Source organism: Chloroflexota bacterium (assembly GCA_016875535.1).
Lineage (GTDB): Bacteria > Chloroflexota > Dehalococcoidia > SHYB01 > SHYB01 > VGPF01.
This window is the reverse complement of the sequence record VGPF01000027.1, coordinates 16,337-32,987: the sequence shown is the minus strand read 5'-3', so window position 1 is coordinate 32,987 and position 16,651 is coordinate 16,337. Positions and strand designations below refer to the sequence as shown.

The window sequence follows — 16,651 nt, the reverse complement described above, 5'->3', positions numbered from 1 at the left end:
TGAGCCGCTTCGCTTGATCGATGCGCAGGCCGCCGTACTCCCGTCGCCACCGATAGAAGGTCTGGTCGGTTACCCCAAGGACCTTGCACACCTGGGCCACGGTCTCTCCCCTGGCCAGGCGCACCTCCGCTTCCCGGAGCTTGTTGATGATCTCCTCTGCCGCAAACCGTTTCCTTGGCATCGCTGCCTCCCTTTCCGTCCAGGCATTTTCCCACTTTGCGCCTGGTCTAGTTTTTGGGGGGCAGGTCATGTGGATCACCGGCCACGCTATCGGTGCGTTCGTCCGTCTCTCTTTCCGTGATTCCGGGCTCGGTATCCGAGAGGAGCACCTGGCGGAGATTTTCGAACCGTTTTTCACGACGAAAGAGCCCTCCACGGGCTCGGGTTTGGGGCTGAGTATCAGCCAGCGGATCGTCTCGGGGCATGGCGGCAGGCTGTACGCGGTAAGCGAAGCCGGCAAGGGGGCAACCTTCGTCGTGGAGCTACCTATCACAGACGCACACTCGAGTGCGCCACTGCATTAAGGAAAGGACGAGATGTCGCGCTTTGCCCTGTGCATGGTCCTGGTGTGGATCCTCTTTGCCACCACCGCGATCTTTGCCATGGATACCGCCCGTGACGGCATCCTTCTTTCGCCGGACGGCACAGAGCTGGGGAGTGCCTCCGTACGGCGCTGGGAGATAGATGCGACTGGGGGCATCGCGGCGGCAACGATTGAATGGGTGGCGTGGACTCAAGCAGAGTATGAAGTTGCGGTGGCCCTGCGCAACGCCGAGCGGCATCTTGTCAGTTGCGGGCTGACGCGAACGCCGCTGCAAGAGCAGGGGACCTACAATACGGTCGTCCCGTTCCTGGGCAAGCCGGTGGACGCAAGTGTCATTGCCTCCAGCGCCGTAACGGTCCGCGTGGCGGAGGAAGGTTAGTGCGAAAACGTGGGAGACGAGTCAGCTTCATGGGAAACATACATGCCAGCCATCAAGTCGCCTCAGGGCCCTTGGTGTACCATCACTTCTGTGGGAAAACGGAAGGCCCATCCCAGCATGGCAACGTGGGAGGGAAGAGCATAGGCCAACCGTTTGCCGGGAAAACGCCGGCTGGGGCTCGCTTCATTCCCATGCCGGGGCGTGAAGCTCTGGCAATGCATTGCGACCGGGTGTAAAGATCGTGACTGCATCGCCGCCGCCAAAGATCTTGATTGTGGATGACGAGGGAGACATGCGCGATCTCCTCCGCGCCACGCTGGCGCGCGCCAGCTGCACATTGCTCTTTGCCAGGAGCGGCCAGGAGGCTCTGGCCATGGCCAGGAAGGAACGCCCTGCGGTCATCCTTCTGGACGTGGTGATGCCGGACATGCTTGGCTGGGAGGTCTTGCGTGAGGTGAAGGCCGATCCGGCAACGCGGCCCGCCCGTGTGTTGATGCTGACGGGGCTTGCTCGGAAGGCGGTCTTTCGGGTCGCCTTTGACTTGGGCGCTGACGGTTTCCTTGCGAAGCCATTCACCCCAACAGAGGCGTATCAGCGGGTGCAGGACTTGCTCCGGCTTGCGGCCAAGACGGCATCGGCCGCCGAGCTCACCCCCGAGCAAGAGAACGCCTTTTCAGGGCTGTTCGATAAGCAGTGATCACAGCATCCGCTGAAGGTAGAGGGCATCCAGCCATTTGCCGAACTTGAAACCGGCTTCCCGTAGGAGGCCGGCATGCAGGAAGCCGAATTTCTTGTGCAAGGCCATGCTTGCAGGCTGCTCTGAATCAACCGCTGCGATGATGGTGTGATGGCCTAGCCCTTTCGCCCGCTCCACCATATCGCGCATCAATGCGCTGCCGATCCCCCTGCCGTGTAGCCCTTCCTGCACATAGACAGAGTCTTCCACCGTTCGGCTATAGGCCTCCCGAGGGTGGAACTTGGAGAGCGAGCCCCAGCCGACGACGTTGCCTCCAAGCTCGGCGATGGTGACCGGGTGCTTGGGCCCGTGCATGCTGAACCAAGCGGCGCGTCCTGCCGCAGTCTCCGGCTCCGTCTGATAGGTGCAGGTCGAGTTGAGAACGTAGTAGTTGTAGATATCGTTGATTTTTGCAAGGTCACTTTCCTTCGCAAGGCGGATCGTAATTGCTTCCATCGTGGTGCTTTCTGCGCTTTGATGCGGGCGGCTAGTCTAGCAAGGCATCTGAAGAGCCTCAAATCGCGTCACGCGTATGATCAGCCCTAACTCGGGTCGTTCGGCTGCGTTCCTCCGTACAGAAGAAGGCGGCCCAAAAGTCGCAGTTTTCTGTATACTCTACATAAGACACGATCCGGCTTCTTGTGACCTCGGAGTCCGGGTGCTACTATTACTATATAAGAAAGTTTTGAACTGAGTCCAATATGGCGCAGCAGTACGAATCGCTGTCCGCCCTTCATCAGTCGTGCCTCTCTTGCACCGCTTGCGAGCTCTCCAAGCAGCGTACCCGCGTTGTCCCCGGCGAGGGCAGCGAGAAGGCCCAAGTAATGTTCATCGGCGAGGGACCGGGCTACAACGAGGACCAGCAGGGACGCCCCTTTGTGGGCCAAGCAGGAAAGTTGCTTGACGAACTGATCGCCTCCATCGGGATGAAGCGGTCGGACGTCTTTATCGCCAATGTCGTCAAATGCAGGCCGCCCGGAAATCGCGACCCCTTGCCGGCCGAGATTACCGCCTGCTCGGACTGGCTCAACGAGCAGATACGGCTTATCAGTCCCAAAGTCATCGTGACGCTGGGGCGGTACTCCATGGCGAAGTTTTTCCCTGGTGACTCCATCAGCAAGGTCCACGGTTCGCCGCGCAAGATCGGCGGTGTGGTTGTTCTGCCGGTCCACCATCCGGCGGCGGCGCTTTACCAGCAGAGCTTGAAGCAGACCCTGCAGAGTGACTTCAAAAAGATCCCCCAAATCCTGAAGGAAGCGGCAAAAGTGGAAGAGGCTAAGACGGAGCCGAAACAACTGGGCCTTTTCTAGGCCATGAGCGAGTGTGCATGAGTAAAGAGAAACTGCGAGTCATACCCTTAGGCGGCCTGGGCGAGATAGGCAAGAACATGATGCTCCTTGAATACGGGGATGACATCATCGCCGTAGACGCAGGCGTCATGTTCCCTGACGAGGAGATGCTGGGGGTGGACCTTGTCATCCCCGACATGACCTACCTTCGGGAAAAGGCCGAAAAGTTCCGCGGCATCGCCGTCACCCACGGACACGAGGACCACATCGGCGCGCTGCCCTACGTCCTCGGCGAGTTCGAGGCCCCGGTCTATGCCTCCCGCCTTACCCACGGGCTCATCAGAGTGAAGCTCCGGGAGAGCAAGGGCCTCAAGGATGCGCCCATCGAGGAGATACGGCCTGGCGAGCGCATCCGCATGGGCAAGTTCGATGTGGAGTTCTTCCGCGTGTGCCACAGCATCCCGGACGCGATGGGCGTGGCCATCCGCACGCCTGTGGGAACCGTTATCCACACCGGCGATTTCAAGTTCGACCACACGCCGGTGGACGGCCGCGCCTCCGACCTGGCGAAGCTGGCCTCCTTCGGCAGCGAGGGTGTGGCGCTCTTGATGTCAGACTCCACCTACGCCGAAGTCCAGGGTTTCACGCCCTCAGAGCAGCTGGTGGGCGAGACGATGCTGCGCGTGATCGGCCAGGCTGAGGGGCGCGTTATCGTCGCCACCTTCGCCTCCCTGATCTCACGCGTTCAGCAGATAGCGGAGGCGGCCATCAAGCACAACCGGCGCATCGCCATCGTGGGGCGCAGCATGGTGGAGAACGTGCAGATGGCGCTCAAGCTCGGCTACTTGAAGTTCCCGGAAGGGACGCTGGCGCGCATTGATGAAGTGGAGATGCTGCCGCCTAACCGGGTGGTCATCATCACCACCGGCGCCCAGGGCGAGCCGACCTCCGCGCTCGTGCGCATGGCGAATGAGGACCATCGCGAAGTAGCGCTGCGGGAGGGCGATACGGTCATCATCTCCGCCACGCCCATCCCCGGCAACGAGACCCTTGTTCACAAAACGGTGGATAACCTCCTGCGCCTTGGCGTGAAGGTCATCAATGACCGGATGGACACTGTCCACGTCCATGGCCACGCCGCGCAGGAAGAGCTCAAGACGATGATCAGCCTCACCAAGCCGAAGCACTTTGTTCCGATCCATGGGGAGTACCGCCACCTTGTGGCCCATGCGGCCATCGCCAAGTCTCTGGGCATCAGCGAGAAGAGAACGTTCATCATGGAAGATGGCGATGTTCTGGAGCTTGACCATGAACACGCCCATCGCCATGGGCGTGTTCAGTCCGGGCCTATCTACGTGGACGGCCTTGGGCGATGGGAAACTGAGAGCGTGGTCCTTCGGGACAGGCGGATGCTCTCCAAGGATGGCATCGTCGTCGTCTTCCTCGTTGTAGACAGCCGCACCTCGCGGCCTGTCCGCAAGCCTGAGATCGTCTCGTACGGCTTTCTTGAGGAAGAAGAGAGCCAGGTGCTGACCCAGGCGAAGGGCCTGATCATTGAGACCCTAAGCCATGATATGGGCCAGGTGGAGATTCCCTTTGTCCAGACCAAGGTCAAAGAGGCCTTGGGCCAGTTCTTCTACAAGGCGACAAAGCGTCGCCCGATGATCATCCCGGTGGCGATGGGGCTATAGCGGAGGCGCGCCGTGGCAAGAACAAGCGGACCTTTAGGAGCAATCAAGAGTTTCGCCGCCTCTCCGGGCGGCGCTATCAAGAGCCTCTTTACCGTCTCCGTTTGGCACGAGATGCTCGCCGGGCTCCTCCTCATCGGCTTTGGCGCGCTCCTTTATTTCACCCACGCCACCTGGTGGCGGAATATCGGCTTCGGCAGCCTCATCGCCGTTCCCTTTGCGATCGTCTTTATCGCCGCGTTCTCCGGGCGGCCCATGTCCGTTATCCGCAGGTGGAACCTGTGGATAGGCGCGGCGCTGATCGCCATGATGTTGTGGGGCGCACTGTGCTTCTTCTTTACCGGCGCCGGCGCGCTGGCGGAGGCGAGCGTGGGTGGCTACATGGGCGGCCATATCCTTGGCGCGCCCCATGTCGGCGGCGGTTTCCGCGTCGCCTTTCTTGGGATACTCGGGTTGATCTTCATCGCGCCGTCGCAGGCCGCGTGGGCGGTCGCTAGGGCCTCGGTGGCGATGGGGTGGCTTACCCATCACGGCGCGCGGTATCTCTTCATCGGCATCAAGAAGGCGTGGGGCAAGTTCGTCTTTGCCACCATCTGGACCGGCGATGCGCTCAAAGGTTGGCTGGACCGCCGCCGCGGGATCGCCGTTCCCGAGAGCTTGGCCCAAGCGCCTTCCGGAGATGGGGTCGCAGCCGCTCCCACGGAAGGGACGGAGAAGCAGGCGACGGTCGAGGCCGCGGAGCAGAAGGCCAAAGAGGCAAAGCCTCCCAAGCAGAAGAAGCAGAAACTGTCTGCAAGCGGCGAACTGATGGAGGACGGCAAAGACTATCTGGAGAAACAGGCTGACAACGGCGGCTGGCGGCTCCCCTCGATCAAGGTTTTGGAGCACGTCGCCTCCTCTTCGCCAAGCGATTCCGATAATAAGTCGCGCGCCGCCGCCATCGAAGAGGCCATAGCCAGCCACGGCATAGAGGCCAAGGTGGTGGAGATCAGCCCCGGCCCGGCCGTCACGCAGTTCGGCCTGGAGCCCGGCTGGATCCGGAAGTATAAGGAAGTGCGCCTACGCGATGAAGACGGCAAACTGATGGTGGATGAGGATGGCGAGCCTGTGGTGAAGCGCGAAGAGACCTCCAAGGTGCGCGTGAAGGTTGACGCCATCGCAGGCCTTGATAAGGACCTTGCTCTGGCCCTCGCCACGCCTAGCCTCCGCATCGAGGCGCCGATCCCCGGCAAGGCGCTGGTCGGTATCGAAGTGCCGAACTCGAAGTCGGAAGTCGTCGGCTTCCGCTCCATATTGGAGTCGGCCGCCTTTCAGAAGATGCGTGCCAAGAGCAAGCTCGCTATCGCCCTGGGCAAGGGTACCGGCGGCGAGCCTGTTGTGGCTGACCTGGCGAAGATGCCGCACGTCCTTGTTGCAGGCGCCACCGGCTCCGGCAAGAGCGTCTGCATGAACGCGACTATCGCGTCCATCCTCATGTACGCCACGCCGAAGGATGTCCGCTTCCTGATGGTGGACCCCAAGCGCGTAGAGCTGACGCCCTATAACAGCATCCCGCACCTTGTCACTCCGGTCATCGTGGACGTAGACCAGGTCGTCAGCGCGCTGAAGTGGGCGCTCTGGGAGATGAGCGAGCGCTATAAGAAGCTGGCGGCTGTAGGCGTTCGCAATATCGAGGCCTACAACAGGAGCAAGCAGGTGGCGGAGCCGATGCCCTTCCTGGTCATCTGCATAGACGAATTGGCCGATCTGATGATGACGGCGCCTATGGATGTGGAGCACGCGCTCACCCGCTTGGCCCAGCTTGGCCGCGCCACCGGCATCCACCTCATCGTCGCCACCCAGCGCCCCTCAGTGAACGTGGTCACGGGCCTCATCAAGGCCAACTTCCCCACGCGCATCGCCTTCGCCGTCTCCTCCCAGGTGGACTCGCGCACAATCCTCGATGCCGTCGGCGCGGAGAAGCTCCTGGGCAAGGGCGATATGCTCTACCAGCCCCAGGATGCCCAGAAGCCGGCGCGCGTCCAGGGAGTCTTTGTCTCTGATCGCGAGATCGAGAAGATCGTCCACGCCTGGAACAGCCAGGATGACGTGCCTCGCCCGCCCGATCTCTTCAAGGATGTCACCCAAATGGCCAATTCGCCCAATGCCCAAGGCTCCATCGCCCAGCATTTGGATGAGGACGAAGGCGACGATGAAGAGGAGGGCTACAACGGCCTCAACAATGCCAGCCCGCCGCCTCCGCCTTCAAAGACCGTGCCCGTGCAAGCATCGCCAGGACCCGGAGCCGTCGCGTCCGGCGAAGACCTGCTTCTCGCCAAGGCTCGGGCCATCGCCGGCCAAGGGACGCGCGTCTCCCCTTCGCTCTTACAAAAACGGCTCCAGGTGGGCTATACTAAAGCCAAGCGTCTGGTGGAGCAGCTCGAGCGTGAAGGCTACGCAGTCGCAACTGAAGAAGTGGCGTAGCGAGGGCGGCTTCCGCGTTCGGCGCATATGGGCTTTGTGGGAGCCCTGCGATGGCCAAAGAGGCGAAAGAGGCAGCTTCAGCGCCCCAACCGCACGATAAGCTCGAAAAGTGCATCTCGTGCGGCGGTGATTTGGCGTCCGCCGTCCTCTATCATCGCTACCACGTCTGTCCCTACTGCCGCTTCCATTACACCATCAGCGCGTCCCAGCGCATCGAAGCCCTGGTTGACCCGCGCACCTTCCGCGAGATCAACGAGTCCCTTGTTCCCCTGGACCCGCTCTCCTTTGCTGACCGTGTTCCCTATAAGGAGCGCATCGCGGAGGCCCAACGCGTCACCGGCATAGCCGAGGCCGTCATTACAGGCACTGGGCACATCGGCGGTGTTGAGGCTGTCCTTTCGGTGCTGGACTATGCCTTTATGGGCGGCAGCATCGGCAGCGCCGTCGGCGAAAAGATCACCAAAGCGGCTGAGGCAGCCTCGCGAAGGCGGCTGCCGTTTGTCCTTATCGCCAGCGGGGGCACCCCTCGCATCCAGGAGGGCGTTCTTGCCCTGATGCAGATGCCCAAGATTGTGATGGCCCTCCGGAGACTGAGCAAGCAGGGCATCCCCTTCATCTCCATCCTTTCGAGTCCCACCTCCGGCCACCTTCTGGCCGCCTCTATGAGCATGGCCGATATCGTCTATGCCGAGCCGGGGGCGATCATCGGCTTTGCGCCGAAGCGCCTGGCGGAAGCGGCGACGAAAGAAGGCAAGACACCCCAGGAGTTCCAGACAGCCGACTTTTATCTGGCCCACGGCATGATCGATGCTATCGTGGACCGGCGCCGCTTGAAGCAGCAGCTGGCGCTTGCGCTCGATCTTCTCGGCTTCAAATACCGCCTCACCATCGCGAACCGCAGCCGCTTGCGCACGGTGGAGCGCCCTGCCGCCCCTGCGTGGGAGCGCGTCCAGCTTGCGCGTCACGAGCAGCGGCCCACCTCCCGCGACTACATCGAGCGCATCGTCTCGAACTTCATCGAGCTTCACGGCGACCGCATCCACGGCGACGACCCGGCGGTGATCACCGGCATCGGCTATCTTGCCGGCGAAGCCGTCATGGTCATCGGCCAGGACCGTGGAAAGAAGGAGCAGAGCGGCGCGCATCATGAGGGGTATATCTATCCGGAAGGTTTCCGGAAGGCTCGCCGGGCGATGCGCCTGGCCGCAAAGTTCCGCCTGCCTCTGGTCACCTTCGTGGACACGCCGGGCGCTTATCCTGGACTAGAGGGTGAGGAGCGCGGCTTGGCGGGAGCTTTCGGCCTGATGGTGGGCGATATGGCTGAGCTGCCGACGCCCGTCATCGCCGCCATCATCGGCGAAGGCGGCAGCGAGGCGGCTCTGGCCTTCAGCGTCGCCGACCGCATCTTGATGATGGAGAACTCCATCTACACACCCATCTCGCCCGAGGCGGCGGCCCTCATCCTCTACCGCGATTCCGCCCGGGCCGACTCCGTTGCCGCTTCGCTCAAGTTAACTGCGGAGGATTGCATGGACCTTGGGATCGTGGACGGCGTGGTGCCGGAGCCGGAAGAGGGCGCCCACACGAACATCGGCGAGGCGGCGCGCCAGCTGGAGCGATTGCTTGTGCAGGCGCTCCTGGACGTGCAGATGACATTTACGCGCACGCTCTTGCGCAGCCGCGCGAAGAAGTTCCGGAAGATGGGCTCTTATGGCACGCTCTTCGAAGTCGCTCTTGCCTCCGAGGCGGATAAGGCCCAGGAGTCCTTTGTCAACAGCGTGCAGGACACTATTGACCGCGTCCTTGGCCGCGAGCCCGACCCCAACCGCCGCGTCAAGAAGCGGGAGAACGGGAACAGGCGGTAGGGCCGCCGCCACGCACAGAACGGAAAAGGGCGAGCCTCAGGCTCGCCCTTTTGGTTTCACTAAAACCAGTCGCTACACCACCTGCGGCGTCTTCAGATGGTCCAACACCGCATCGAGCTCACGGCGCGCGCTCTTGTCCACTAGCGCCACAGGCTTGGGCGGCTCGCGGAAGGCGCTCCGCAGCTCGATGCTTCCAAGGAAGGGCACGCCTGCCTCTTTGGCCAGCTTTTCGCCGCCGCCCTTGCCGAAGATGTCGCCCGCCATGTTTTCCACCACGCCAAGGACCTTCACATTCAGCTTCTTGATCATGTTGATGGAGCGCTTCGCGTCCAGGATGGCCAGCTCCTGTGGCGTCGTCACGATGATGAAGCCGTCCAGCTGGAGGGTTTGCATCACCGTCAGCGCGGCGTCCGATGTCCCAGGCGGCATGTCTATGATGAGATAGTCCAAGTCGCCCCAATCCGTCACTTCGATGAACTGCGTCAGGGCGTTGTGGATCATCGGGCCGCGGAAGATGATCGCCTCCTCCTCGTTCCTCTGGAAGGAAGCCATGGAGACGACCTTGACTCCGTGCATGACCGCGGGCGTGATCTGCCCGTCAATGACATCCGGCTGAGAATCAGCCTTCAGGAGCTTCAGGCAGTTCGGGCAGTCAATGTCGGCATCTAGGAGGCCGACAGCCTTGCCGCGTTGAGCAAGAAGCACCGCCAGGTTCACCGCGACTGTGCTCTTGCCTACGCCGCCCTTGCCGCTATAGACAGCGACCTTGTTCTTTATCTTTGCCAGCCGCTCGCTGATGCGCTTTTTCTGCGCGAATTGACGCTTCATCGCCTCGATGCGCGCCTTGGCGTCAGGCCCGGGGCCTTGCATCGGCCGTGGGCCGTGCGAATGCCCGTGGTCGTGGTCATGCTGCTGCATAGGGGCTCCTTATCGCGCTGCGCAAGCAAAAGCCCTTAGCCATGGGCCAAGGGCTTCCGGAGGCTGTTCTTACTCGATGCCGAGCTCTTGTTTGACCGAGGGTGAAATCTTGTCCGGGCTCCACGGCGGGTCGAACGTCATCTCTACGTTCGCATCCTCGATCCCTTCGATTTCCAAAATCTTTTCACGGACGTTGTTGGCGATATACGGCCCCATGCCGCAGCCGGGGAACGTGAGCGTCATCGTCACATCAACGGTCTTGTTGTCCTTCACCGTCACGTCGTAGACAAGCCCCAGATCAACGATGTTGTAGGGGATCTCTGGGTCAAAGACCTCTTTGAGGCGTTCGAGGACCTGGTCTTTTGTCACGGCGGACATGGCTGTCTCCTTAGGCTCCGGGGGCAACGAGCATGATAGCACAGACTTTCCCCTGAGTCGGAGCCATTCTACCAATGATTGTTTACCAAGTCAATCAACAATATAGCCTCTTGGGGCCTTCTATGCCCCGGGACCCGGATGCCCTCGATAGCATCCGCGCGGGCCTCACTCAGGCTCGTGCCGACTCTCTCGCCAGAAGGCGTGCGAGCAATTCCGTCCGCGATTTCGCCAGCTGCGCGAAGGCGTCAATGAACTCACCGCGATTGATCCGCGAGAGCTTCCGCCAGGCGGGAAATGCCTCCCGCGCCGCTTGGACTGCCTGATGGCCTCCCGCCCCGACGATGCCGGGAATTCGCCGAGCACATCGTCCGTGTTTGCCGGGTTGATGCTGGGGAAGACCGCCTCTGTTGTCACCCACCTGCCGCCGATGTAGTTCTTGTTTGCCATACGCACCTCCTTCTCCCCTTACGTGAAGTCTACACCTGGCGGGAAGCGGGCTCGCCTGGAGATTCGGATGGTGAGGCCGTCAGCTGCCCCTGGTATAATCGTCGAAACGTCTTTCCCCTCCGGGATCGGGGTCACAGGTGACCAGCGTGTCCACATTCCGCGTCGCGCTTGCCCAGATCAACATGACGGTCGGTGATCTCGATGGAAACACCGAAAAGGTGCGCCAGGGTATCGCCACGGCCAAGTCTCTGGGCGCGAACCTCGTCGCCTTCCCGGAGCTGACCATCACCGGCTATCCGCCGGAGGACCTGCTCTTCAAGCCCCAGTTCATCGCCGATAACCGCGCCCGCCTGGAGGGCCTGCTTCCGGCCAGCAAAGGGATCACTGCCGTCGTCGGCTTTGTGGATGCCGATAGGGATATCTACAACGCCGCGGCCATCCTGCACGATGGCAAGCTCGCAGGCGTCTATCGCAAGATGTATCTCCCCACCTATGGCGTCTTTGATGAGGACCGCTACTTCAAGGCCGGCCACAGCTGCCCCGTCTTCAACATCGGTGGCGTGACGGTGGGCGTCAACATCTGCGAGGATATCTGGTACCCCGGCGGCCCGACGCTTCACCAGGCGAACGCGGGCGCGCAGGTCATCGTCACCATCAACGGCTCGCCCTACTACGCCGGGAAGGTCGGCTTTCGCGAAAAGTTCGTCGCCACCCGTGCCATAGACCACGGCATCTACGTCTGCTACGTGAACATCGCCGGCGGCCAGGACGAGCTGGTCTTTGACGGCAACAGCGTGATCTTCGACCCGGATGGTGAGGCCATTGCGCGCGGCAAGACCTTTGAAGAGGACATGGTCGTCGCCGATCTGAGCCTCACTTCCCTCATGGGCCATCGCCTGCGCAGCCCGCTCCACCGCAAAGTGAAGCACGGCGCGCTTCCGGAGGGCGTCACCGCCCCTGTCATTCCCCTGGATGCGCCTCCCGCCGCGAAACGCCCTCCCCTACCTGCGCAGAAACCTGCGCCCCTGGAGCCGATCGCTGAGACCTACAAGGCCATCGTCACCGGCGTCCGCGATTACGTTCGCAAGAACGGTTTCAAGCGTGTCCTCTTAGGCCTCTCGGGAGGCATAGACTCCTCGCTCGTTGCCAGCATCGCCACGGACGCCCTTGGCCCAGAGAGAGTCGTCGGCATCGGCATGCCCTCCCGCTACAGCTCCAAAGCAAGTTTGGAGGACGCGAGCGCTTTGGCGAAGAACTTAGGCATCGAATTCCATGTAATCGGCATTGAACCCGCCTTCGAGGCGATGCTCTCCATGCTTGGAGGCATGTTCGAGGGCACAGAAGCCAACGTGGCTGAGGAGAACATCCAGTCTCGCATCAGGGGCAACATCCTTATGGCCATCTCCAACAAGTTCGGATGGCTCGTCTTAGCAACGGGCAACAAGACGGAATTGGCGATGGGCTTCGCGACTCTGTACGGCGATATGTCGGGCGGCTATGCGGTCATCAAGGACGTGCAGAAGACGGTGGTCTATGAGCTGGCGAGGTATCGGAACCGGGCTGCGGGTAAGGCTTTGATCCCGGAGCGGATCCTCACCAAGCCCGCCAGCCCCGAGCTGAAGGCCGATCAGCGCACAGAAGAGTCGCTCCTTCCATTCAGCATCCTAGACCCGATCCTGAAGGCCTATGTGGAAGAGGAAAAGAGCTACGCTGACCTCTTGGCTATGGGCTTTGCGGAGGCTCACGTGAAGCGCGTCATGACCCAAGTGGACCGTAACGAGTACAAACGCCGCCAGGCCCCGCCCGGTGTGAAGATCACCCCCCGGGCCTTCGGCCGCGATCGTCGCCTCCCCATCGTCAACAAGTACAAGGCCTTTTAGTCGTGGCCAGGCTTGGGGTGCGTCCTTGCCTCAAGGCGTGGAGGAAGCCTCGCTCTGAGAACCAAGGGAGTGGGGTGGATGGTGGAGATAGGGGGATTCGAACCCCCGACCCCGTCGTTGCGAACGACGTGCTCTACCAACTGAGCTATATCCCCTCACCAGGACAACTCTAAAAGTATACCGCGTTGCCGTTGCGGTGTCTTTCCCCTGCCCCCGCTGCGTCATCGTATGGCCTAGCGGGTCGTTGTCCCTGGCGTCCCGTAAAAGCCCGTGCCGTTGAGGTATGGGTTATCTGCGGTGAAGTGGTAGTGGTAGATGCCGTTCGGATACTCCGCCGTCGCGTGCGTATGCCCGTGGTTCGCGTCCAGGTCGCTGCTGCGGAGCGTCCGGCCGTTCTCCTCAGGCCCGTAGACGGGGAAGCCGTCCAAGAGATAGCCCAATAAGGCCCCCTTGCCGAATTGCGCCGTCAGCGCCGTCGGTTCCACGTGGTAGTGGTACTGCCCGAACTGTTGCGGGTGGCCGCCGTACTGGTCAAAGGAGTTGATCTCCATCGTCAGCGGCGCATTCATCGCGGCGTACTGGTTGAAGAACGGCACGCCGTTGATGGCGATGCCGATGGGCCCGCCTTGGGTCGCGGTTGTGGACGCGGCGCGCCCTGGCTCAACAGGGATCCGACAGATTAGTGTCGTCGCGACGATCTGGTTCGGGTTCTGGGCATACTGGAGGTTCGTCCCGTTGTAGGCCTGGTAGCGACTATCCGTCCTCGGAAAATATGGGCTTGGGTGGTTCGGCGTGCTGTTGGAGGTGATGACCCAGAAGCCTCCCTCCTGCCGCACGGTGACGCTGGTAGAGAGCCGCGCGAAGGCCGCGACGAGCGGGTTCGTGGCTGCTGCAGCCGTCGGCGCGGGTGTCGGCGTCGGCCGCAGCGTTGCGGTAGGCGTAGCAGGCGCCGGGGTTGGTGTGGGCGTCGCCGGAGGTGGTAGCGTTGCTGTCGGCGCCTGAATCGGCGTCGGCGGGGGCGCTTGTGTCGCCGTCGGCGCGGGGATCGCCGTGGCGGCGATAGTCGGCGGCACGGCTGTCAGCTGCGCCGCGCGCGTCACCGTTGGGGGCACAGCCGTCGGTGTGGCCGTCGCCTGCATTGGTGCGCTGGTTGCCGTGGCGGTCGGTTGCTCAGAAGCATCGTCGCTCGTGCAGGCGGCCAGCGTCAACAGGACAAGCAAAGAAGCGGATAGAAGGGGGAGGAAGTGGCGCATCACGGACGACCCATTCCAGCGTTGCTGTTTCCCCCTGACGCAACGTGGAACATAGTATAACCTCGCGCCAAGGGGTTTTTCCAGCCCCTGCCGCATTGCGCCTTGTGGGCCCGGATGCGACAATGACTTTTGCCGACTGAGGCCGCCCTCTCGGCATCTGGTGAGAGTCCGGCAAGCCCCTGTAGCTCAGTTGGACAGAGCAGCGGTTTCCTAAACCGTTGGCCGGGTGTTCAAATCACCCCAGGGGCACCACTTACTCCATTGCGGAGCCGGTTACTTCGTGTCCGTGCGCCCGACGATGGAGACCCCGCACGCGAACGATCCCGGTACCCCGCCTAGGCTGTGCGCCAGCGCCAGCTTCGCATCCTTGATCTGTCGCGGCCCCGCCTTGCCCTGGATCTGCTTGTAGGCTTCGTACACCATCCGTATCCCGCTCGCCCCGATGGGATGGCCGAAGCATTTCAGGCCCCCGTCCGGGTTCACCGGCAGTTCGCCCTCCAGCGTGAACGTCCCTGCCGCCACATCCGCCGTCCCTTTCCCGCGCGGCGCGATCTGCAGGTCCTCATACGTGATCAGCTCAGTGATCGTGAAGCAATCGTGCAGTTCCACCAGGCTCAGCTCCTTGCGCGGATTCGTGATCCCTGCCTCCTGATAGGCCTGGATTGCGACATGGTACGTCTCCGGGAAGGCCGTGAAATCGTAATCGTCCTGCAGCATCCCCTGGTCGCCGCCCACGGCCAGCCCCAAGCCCTTCACCGTCTTGTAGCTCTGCTGGTTGGAGCCGCCGACGGTGAAATCGGTGCCTGAGCCGGTGAGCACGATGGCACCGACATCGGGATCTATGCCGAGATCAGGCAAGAGGCGCTCGATGCCGCGATGCATGGCATAGGTCATCTGGTTGCGCACGTGAGGCCGATTGAATTTCACCAGGGCGACGCGATCCTTGACCGTGATTTCCAGTTCGTGTTCCTTCGCAAAAGCCGAGTAGTCCATACGGCCTCCTTCGCTCCCTGTGGAAGCAGCCAGATAATAGACGGGCAGCGAAGGGGAGGCATTTTGCATATCCACGCCTGCGATTCGGCTCGGGCACGGCAGGATGTTTGACAGGAGGGCAGAGCGCGCCTACGCTGTACCGCGTCTTCCCGCGACTACCTCTAGGAGGCGTCCTGATGGCTGAAGTGACCGGCTCACATATCGTCGCGAAGGCGCTGAAGAATGACGGCGTCGAGGTTATCTTTTACCTGATGGGGGGGCCGATCTCGCCCATCCTTTCCGAGGCGGAGAAGCTGGGGATCACGTGCTACTACGTGCGGCACGAGCAGGCGGCGGCGATGGCGGCGCACGCCTACGCCCGATGCACGGGGAAGACGGGCATCTGCGTGACGGCCTCCGGGCCGGGGACGGCGAACGCGATCACGGGCATCGCGAATGCCCAGGCGGACGCCGCGCCGGTGTTGTGTTTGGGAGGCTCGGCTGCGCTTTCCGGCCTGACGAACGAGATCTTCCAAGAGATGGACCAGGTGCCGATGTTCCGATCGGTGACGAAGCTCTCCTTCAAGGCGGAGCTGACGCACCGACTGGCGGAGTATGTAAGCGTGGGCCTGCGCCATGCGCAAGAGGGGTGCAAGGGCGCAGTCTATCTTGACCTTCCCGGTGACATCATCATGAGCAAGGTGGATGAGGCGAAGGTGTTGTACCCGACGGGGTATCGAGTGGATTCGCGACCGATGGGGGACCCGGCGCAGGTGCGGAAGGCGGTGGAGCTTCTGGCGAAGGCGCAGAGCCCCATCGTGCTGAGCGGGAGCGGGGTGTTGTGGTCGGAGGCTTGGAGCGAGATGCGGAGGTTCGTGGAGCAGACGGGGATCCCGTTCTACACGACGCCGCAGGGCCGAGGGGTAATCCCTGAGGACCATCCGCTTTTCTTCGGCGCGGCGCGGAGCACGGCTTTCCGAGAGGCGGATACGGTGCTGGTGCTGGGGACGCGTGCGAATGCGATGTCGCTGAATCTCCGCGCGCCGAGGTTCAAGGCGGACGCGAAGTTCATCCAGGTGAACATTGACGGGAAGGAGCTGGGCCACAACCGCCATGTGGATGTGGGCATCCTTGGCGACGTGAAGATGGTGATCAACCAGCTTAGCGAGGAGTCAAAGGGCAGGCTGAAGCCGGCCTTGTACACGAAGTGGACGGAGCATCTGCGGAGGGAGGACTCGACGCGGGGCGAGAAGAATAGCGATCTGAGCTCGGAGGCGATGCCGATCCACCCGCTGCGGCTGTGCAAGGAGCTGCGTGAGGTGATGCCGCGAGACGCCATCCTTGTGGTGGACGGGCATGAGATCCTGGGTTTCGCGAGACATTCGATCCCGTTCTTCCAGCCTCGCCATAGCTTGAATGCGGGGCCCCACGGCTGCATGGGCGTGGGCGTTCCCTTCGGCCTGGGGGCACAGGCAGCGAACCCAGGGAAGCCGGTGATCGTGCTTTCGGGCGACGGAGCGTTCGGCTGGAACGGGATGGAGATGGACACGGCGGTGCGGCATAAGCTGCCTATCAAGGTGATCATCAGCAACAACGCCGGGTTCACCGGGCGAGGGACGTACGGCAGCGTGGGCCGGGAGCTGGGCTGGCTGCGGTACGACCAGATGATGGCGCCGATCGGCTGTCATGGCGAGTGGGTGGAGAATCCGAAGGATATCAAGGGCGCGATCCAGCGGGCGCTGAAGTTCGACGGGCCAGCGGTGGTGAATGTGAAGACGGAGCCGACGGCGCGGGCGTCTCAAGGGGTCGGCTTCTAGACCGGGCGACGACCCGGACAGC

At 62.2% G+C, this 16,651-nt stretch carries 16 protein-coding genes and 2 tRNA genes; 10 read left to right on the top strand and 8 right to left on the bottom strand.

Annotated features, from left to right (window positions below; all coding sequences use genetic code 11):
• Nucleotides 1-250 (bottom strand): transposase (locus tag FJ039_08490; GenBank protein ID MBM4406201.1); only part of this gene is annotated, 250 nt, incomplete at its 3' end.
• Here FJ039_08490 and FJ039_08485 point away from each other — a divergent pair.
• The 3 genes from FJ039_08485 (at nt 147) to FJ039_08475 (ending at nt 1,620) form a co-directional block, all read left to right on the top strand.
• On the top strand, nt 147-524 hold the full coding sequence (locus FJ039_08485; GenBank protein ID MBM4406200.1) for a hypothetical protein: 378 nt from the start codon (nt 147-149) through the stop codon (nt 522-524). The genes FJ039_08490 and FJ039_08485 overlap by 104 nt on opposite strands.
• Before the next feature lie 12 nt (nt 525-536).
• Complete coding sequence (locus FJ039_08480; GenBank protein ID MBM4406199.1) at nt 537-923, top strand: hypothetical protein; 387 nt, start codon at nt 537-539, stop codon at nt 921-923.
• Nucleotides 924-1,215: 292 nt separating this feature from the next.
• Nucleotides 1,216-1,620 carry a response regulator gene (locus FJ039_08475; protein ID MBM4406198.1) on the top strand — a complete coding sequence of 135 codons (405 nt, stop codon included), beginning with the start codon at nt 1,216-1,218 and terminating at the stop codon, nt 1,618-1,620.
• Here the strand turns inward: FJ039_08475 and FJ039_08470 are convergent, their stop codons facing one another.
• Nucleotides 1,621-2,115 (bottom strand): N-acetyltransferase family protein, encoded by a 495-nt coding sequence (locus FJ039_08470; protein MBM4406197.1) that lies wholly within the window; start codon nt 2,113-2,115, stop codon nt 1,621-1,623.
• A gap of 245 nt (nt 2,116-2,360) precedes the next feature.
• Between FJ039_08470 and FJ039_08465 the strand changes: the two genes are divergently transcribed.
• The 4 genes from FJ039_08465 to FJ039_08450 are packed head-to-tail and all read left to right on the top strand — an operon-like array spanning nt 2,361 to nt 8,964.
• Nucleotides 2,361-2,969 (top strand): uracil-DNA glycosylase, encoded by a 609-nt coding sequence (locus FJ039_08465; protein MBM4406196.1) that lies wholly within the window; start codon nt 2,361-2,363, stop codon nt 2,967-2,969.
• 17 nt (nt 2,970-2,986) lie between these two features.
• The gene (locus tag FJ039_08460; GenBank protein ID MBM4406195.1) at nt 2,987-4,639 is read left to right on the top strand and encodes a ribonuclease J; all 1,653 of its coding nucleotides are present in this window, start codon (nt 2,987-2,989) and stop codon (nt 4,637-4,639) included.
• Nucleotides 4,640-4,651: 12 nt separating this feature from the next.
• Complete coding sequence (locus tag FJ039_08455; GenBank protein MBM4406194.1) at nt 4,652-7,099, top strand: DNA translocase FtsK; 2,448 nt, start codon at nt 4,652-4,654, stop codon at nt 7,097-7,099.
• Between the two features lie 50 nt (nt 7,100-7,149).
• Nucleotides 7,150-8,964, top strand: coding sequence for an acetyl-CoA carboxylase carboxyl transferase subunit beta (locus tag FJ039_08450; protein MBM4406193.1), 1,815 nt, complete (start codon nt 7,150-7,152; stop codon nt 8,962-8,964).
• 72 nt (nt 8,965-9,036) lie between these two features.
• On the opposite strand, the gene FJ039_08445 is transcribed toward FJ039_08450, so the two are convergent.
• The 3 genes from FJ039_08445 to FJ039_08435 all read right to left on the bottom strand — a co-directional run bounded on the left by FJ039_08445 (nt 9,037) and on the right by FJ039_08435 (nt 10,678).
• A complete protein-coding gene (locus FJ039_08445) occupies nt 9,037-9,882 on the bottom strand; it encodes an Mrp/NBP35 family ATP-binding protein (GenBank protein ID MBM4406192.1) in 846 nt (281 codons plus the stop codon).
• Nucleotides 9,883-9,951: 69 nt separating this feature from the next.
• On the bottom strand, nt 9,952-10,260 hold the full coding sequence (locus FJ039_08440; protein ID MBM4406191.1) for a metal-sulfur cluster assembly factor: 309 nt from the start codon (nt 10,258-10,260) through the stop codon (nt 9,952-9,954).
• A 169-nt stretch (nt 10,261-10,429) separates the two neighbouring features.
• Nucleotides 10,430-10,678, bottom strand: a complete 249-nt coding sequence (locus FJ039_08435) for an aldehyde dehydrogenase family protein (GenBank protein ID MBM4406190.1) — start codon at nt 10,676-10,678, stop codon at nt 10,430-10,432.
• Between the two features lie 175 nt (nt 10,679-10,853).
• On the opposite strand from FJ039_08435, the gene FJ039_08430 reads away from it, so the two are divergent.
• A complete protein-coding gene (locus FJ039_08430; GenBank protein ID MBM4406189.1) occupies nt 10,854-12,587 on the top strand; it encodes an NAD+ synthase in 1,734 nt (577 codons plus the stop codon).
• Between the two features lie 79 nt (nt 12,588-12,666).
• On the opposite strand, the gene FJ039_08425 is transcribed toward FJ039_08430, so the two are convergent.
• A tRNA-Ala gene (locus FJ039_08425) sits at nt 12,667-12,742 on the bottom strand.
• A 78-nt stretch (nt 12,743-12,820) separates the two neighbouring features.
• Nucleotides 12,821-13,591 (bottom strand): YHYH protein, encoded by a 771-nt coding sequence (locus tag FJ039_08420; protein ID MBM4406188.1) that lies wholly within the window; start codon nt 13,589-13,591, stop codon nt 12,821-12,823.
• 424 nt (nt 13,592-14,015) lie between these two features.
• Here FJ039_08420 and FJ039_08415 point away from each other — a divergent pair.
• Nucleotides 14,016-14,092: transfer RNA gene (locus FJ039_08415), tRNA-Arg, on the top strand.
• 21 nt (nt 14,093-14,113) lie between these two features.
• On the opposite strand, the gene FJ039_08410 is transcribed toward FJ039_08415, so the two are convergent.
• Nucleotides 14,114-14,902 carry a hypothetical protein gene (locus tag FJ039_08410; GenBank protein ID MBM4406187.1) on the bottom strand — a complete coding sequence of 263 codons (789 nt, stop codon included), beginning with the start codon at nt 14,900-14,902 and terminating at the stop codon, nt 14,114-14,116.
• 107 nt (nt 14,903-15,009) lie between these two features.
• Here FJ039_08410 and FJ039_08405 point away from each other — a divergent pair, with 107 nt between their 5' ends.
• Nucleotides 15,010-16,629, top strand: a complete 1,620-nt coding sequence (locus tag FJ039_08405) for a thiamine pyrophosphate-binding protein (protein ID MBM4406186.1) — start codon at nt 15,010-15,012, stop codon at nt 16,627-16,629.
• The last annotated feature ends 22 nt before the right edge of the window (nt 16,630-16,651 follow it).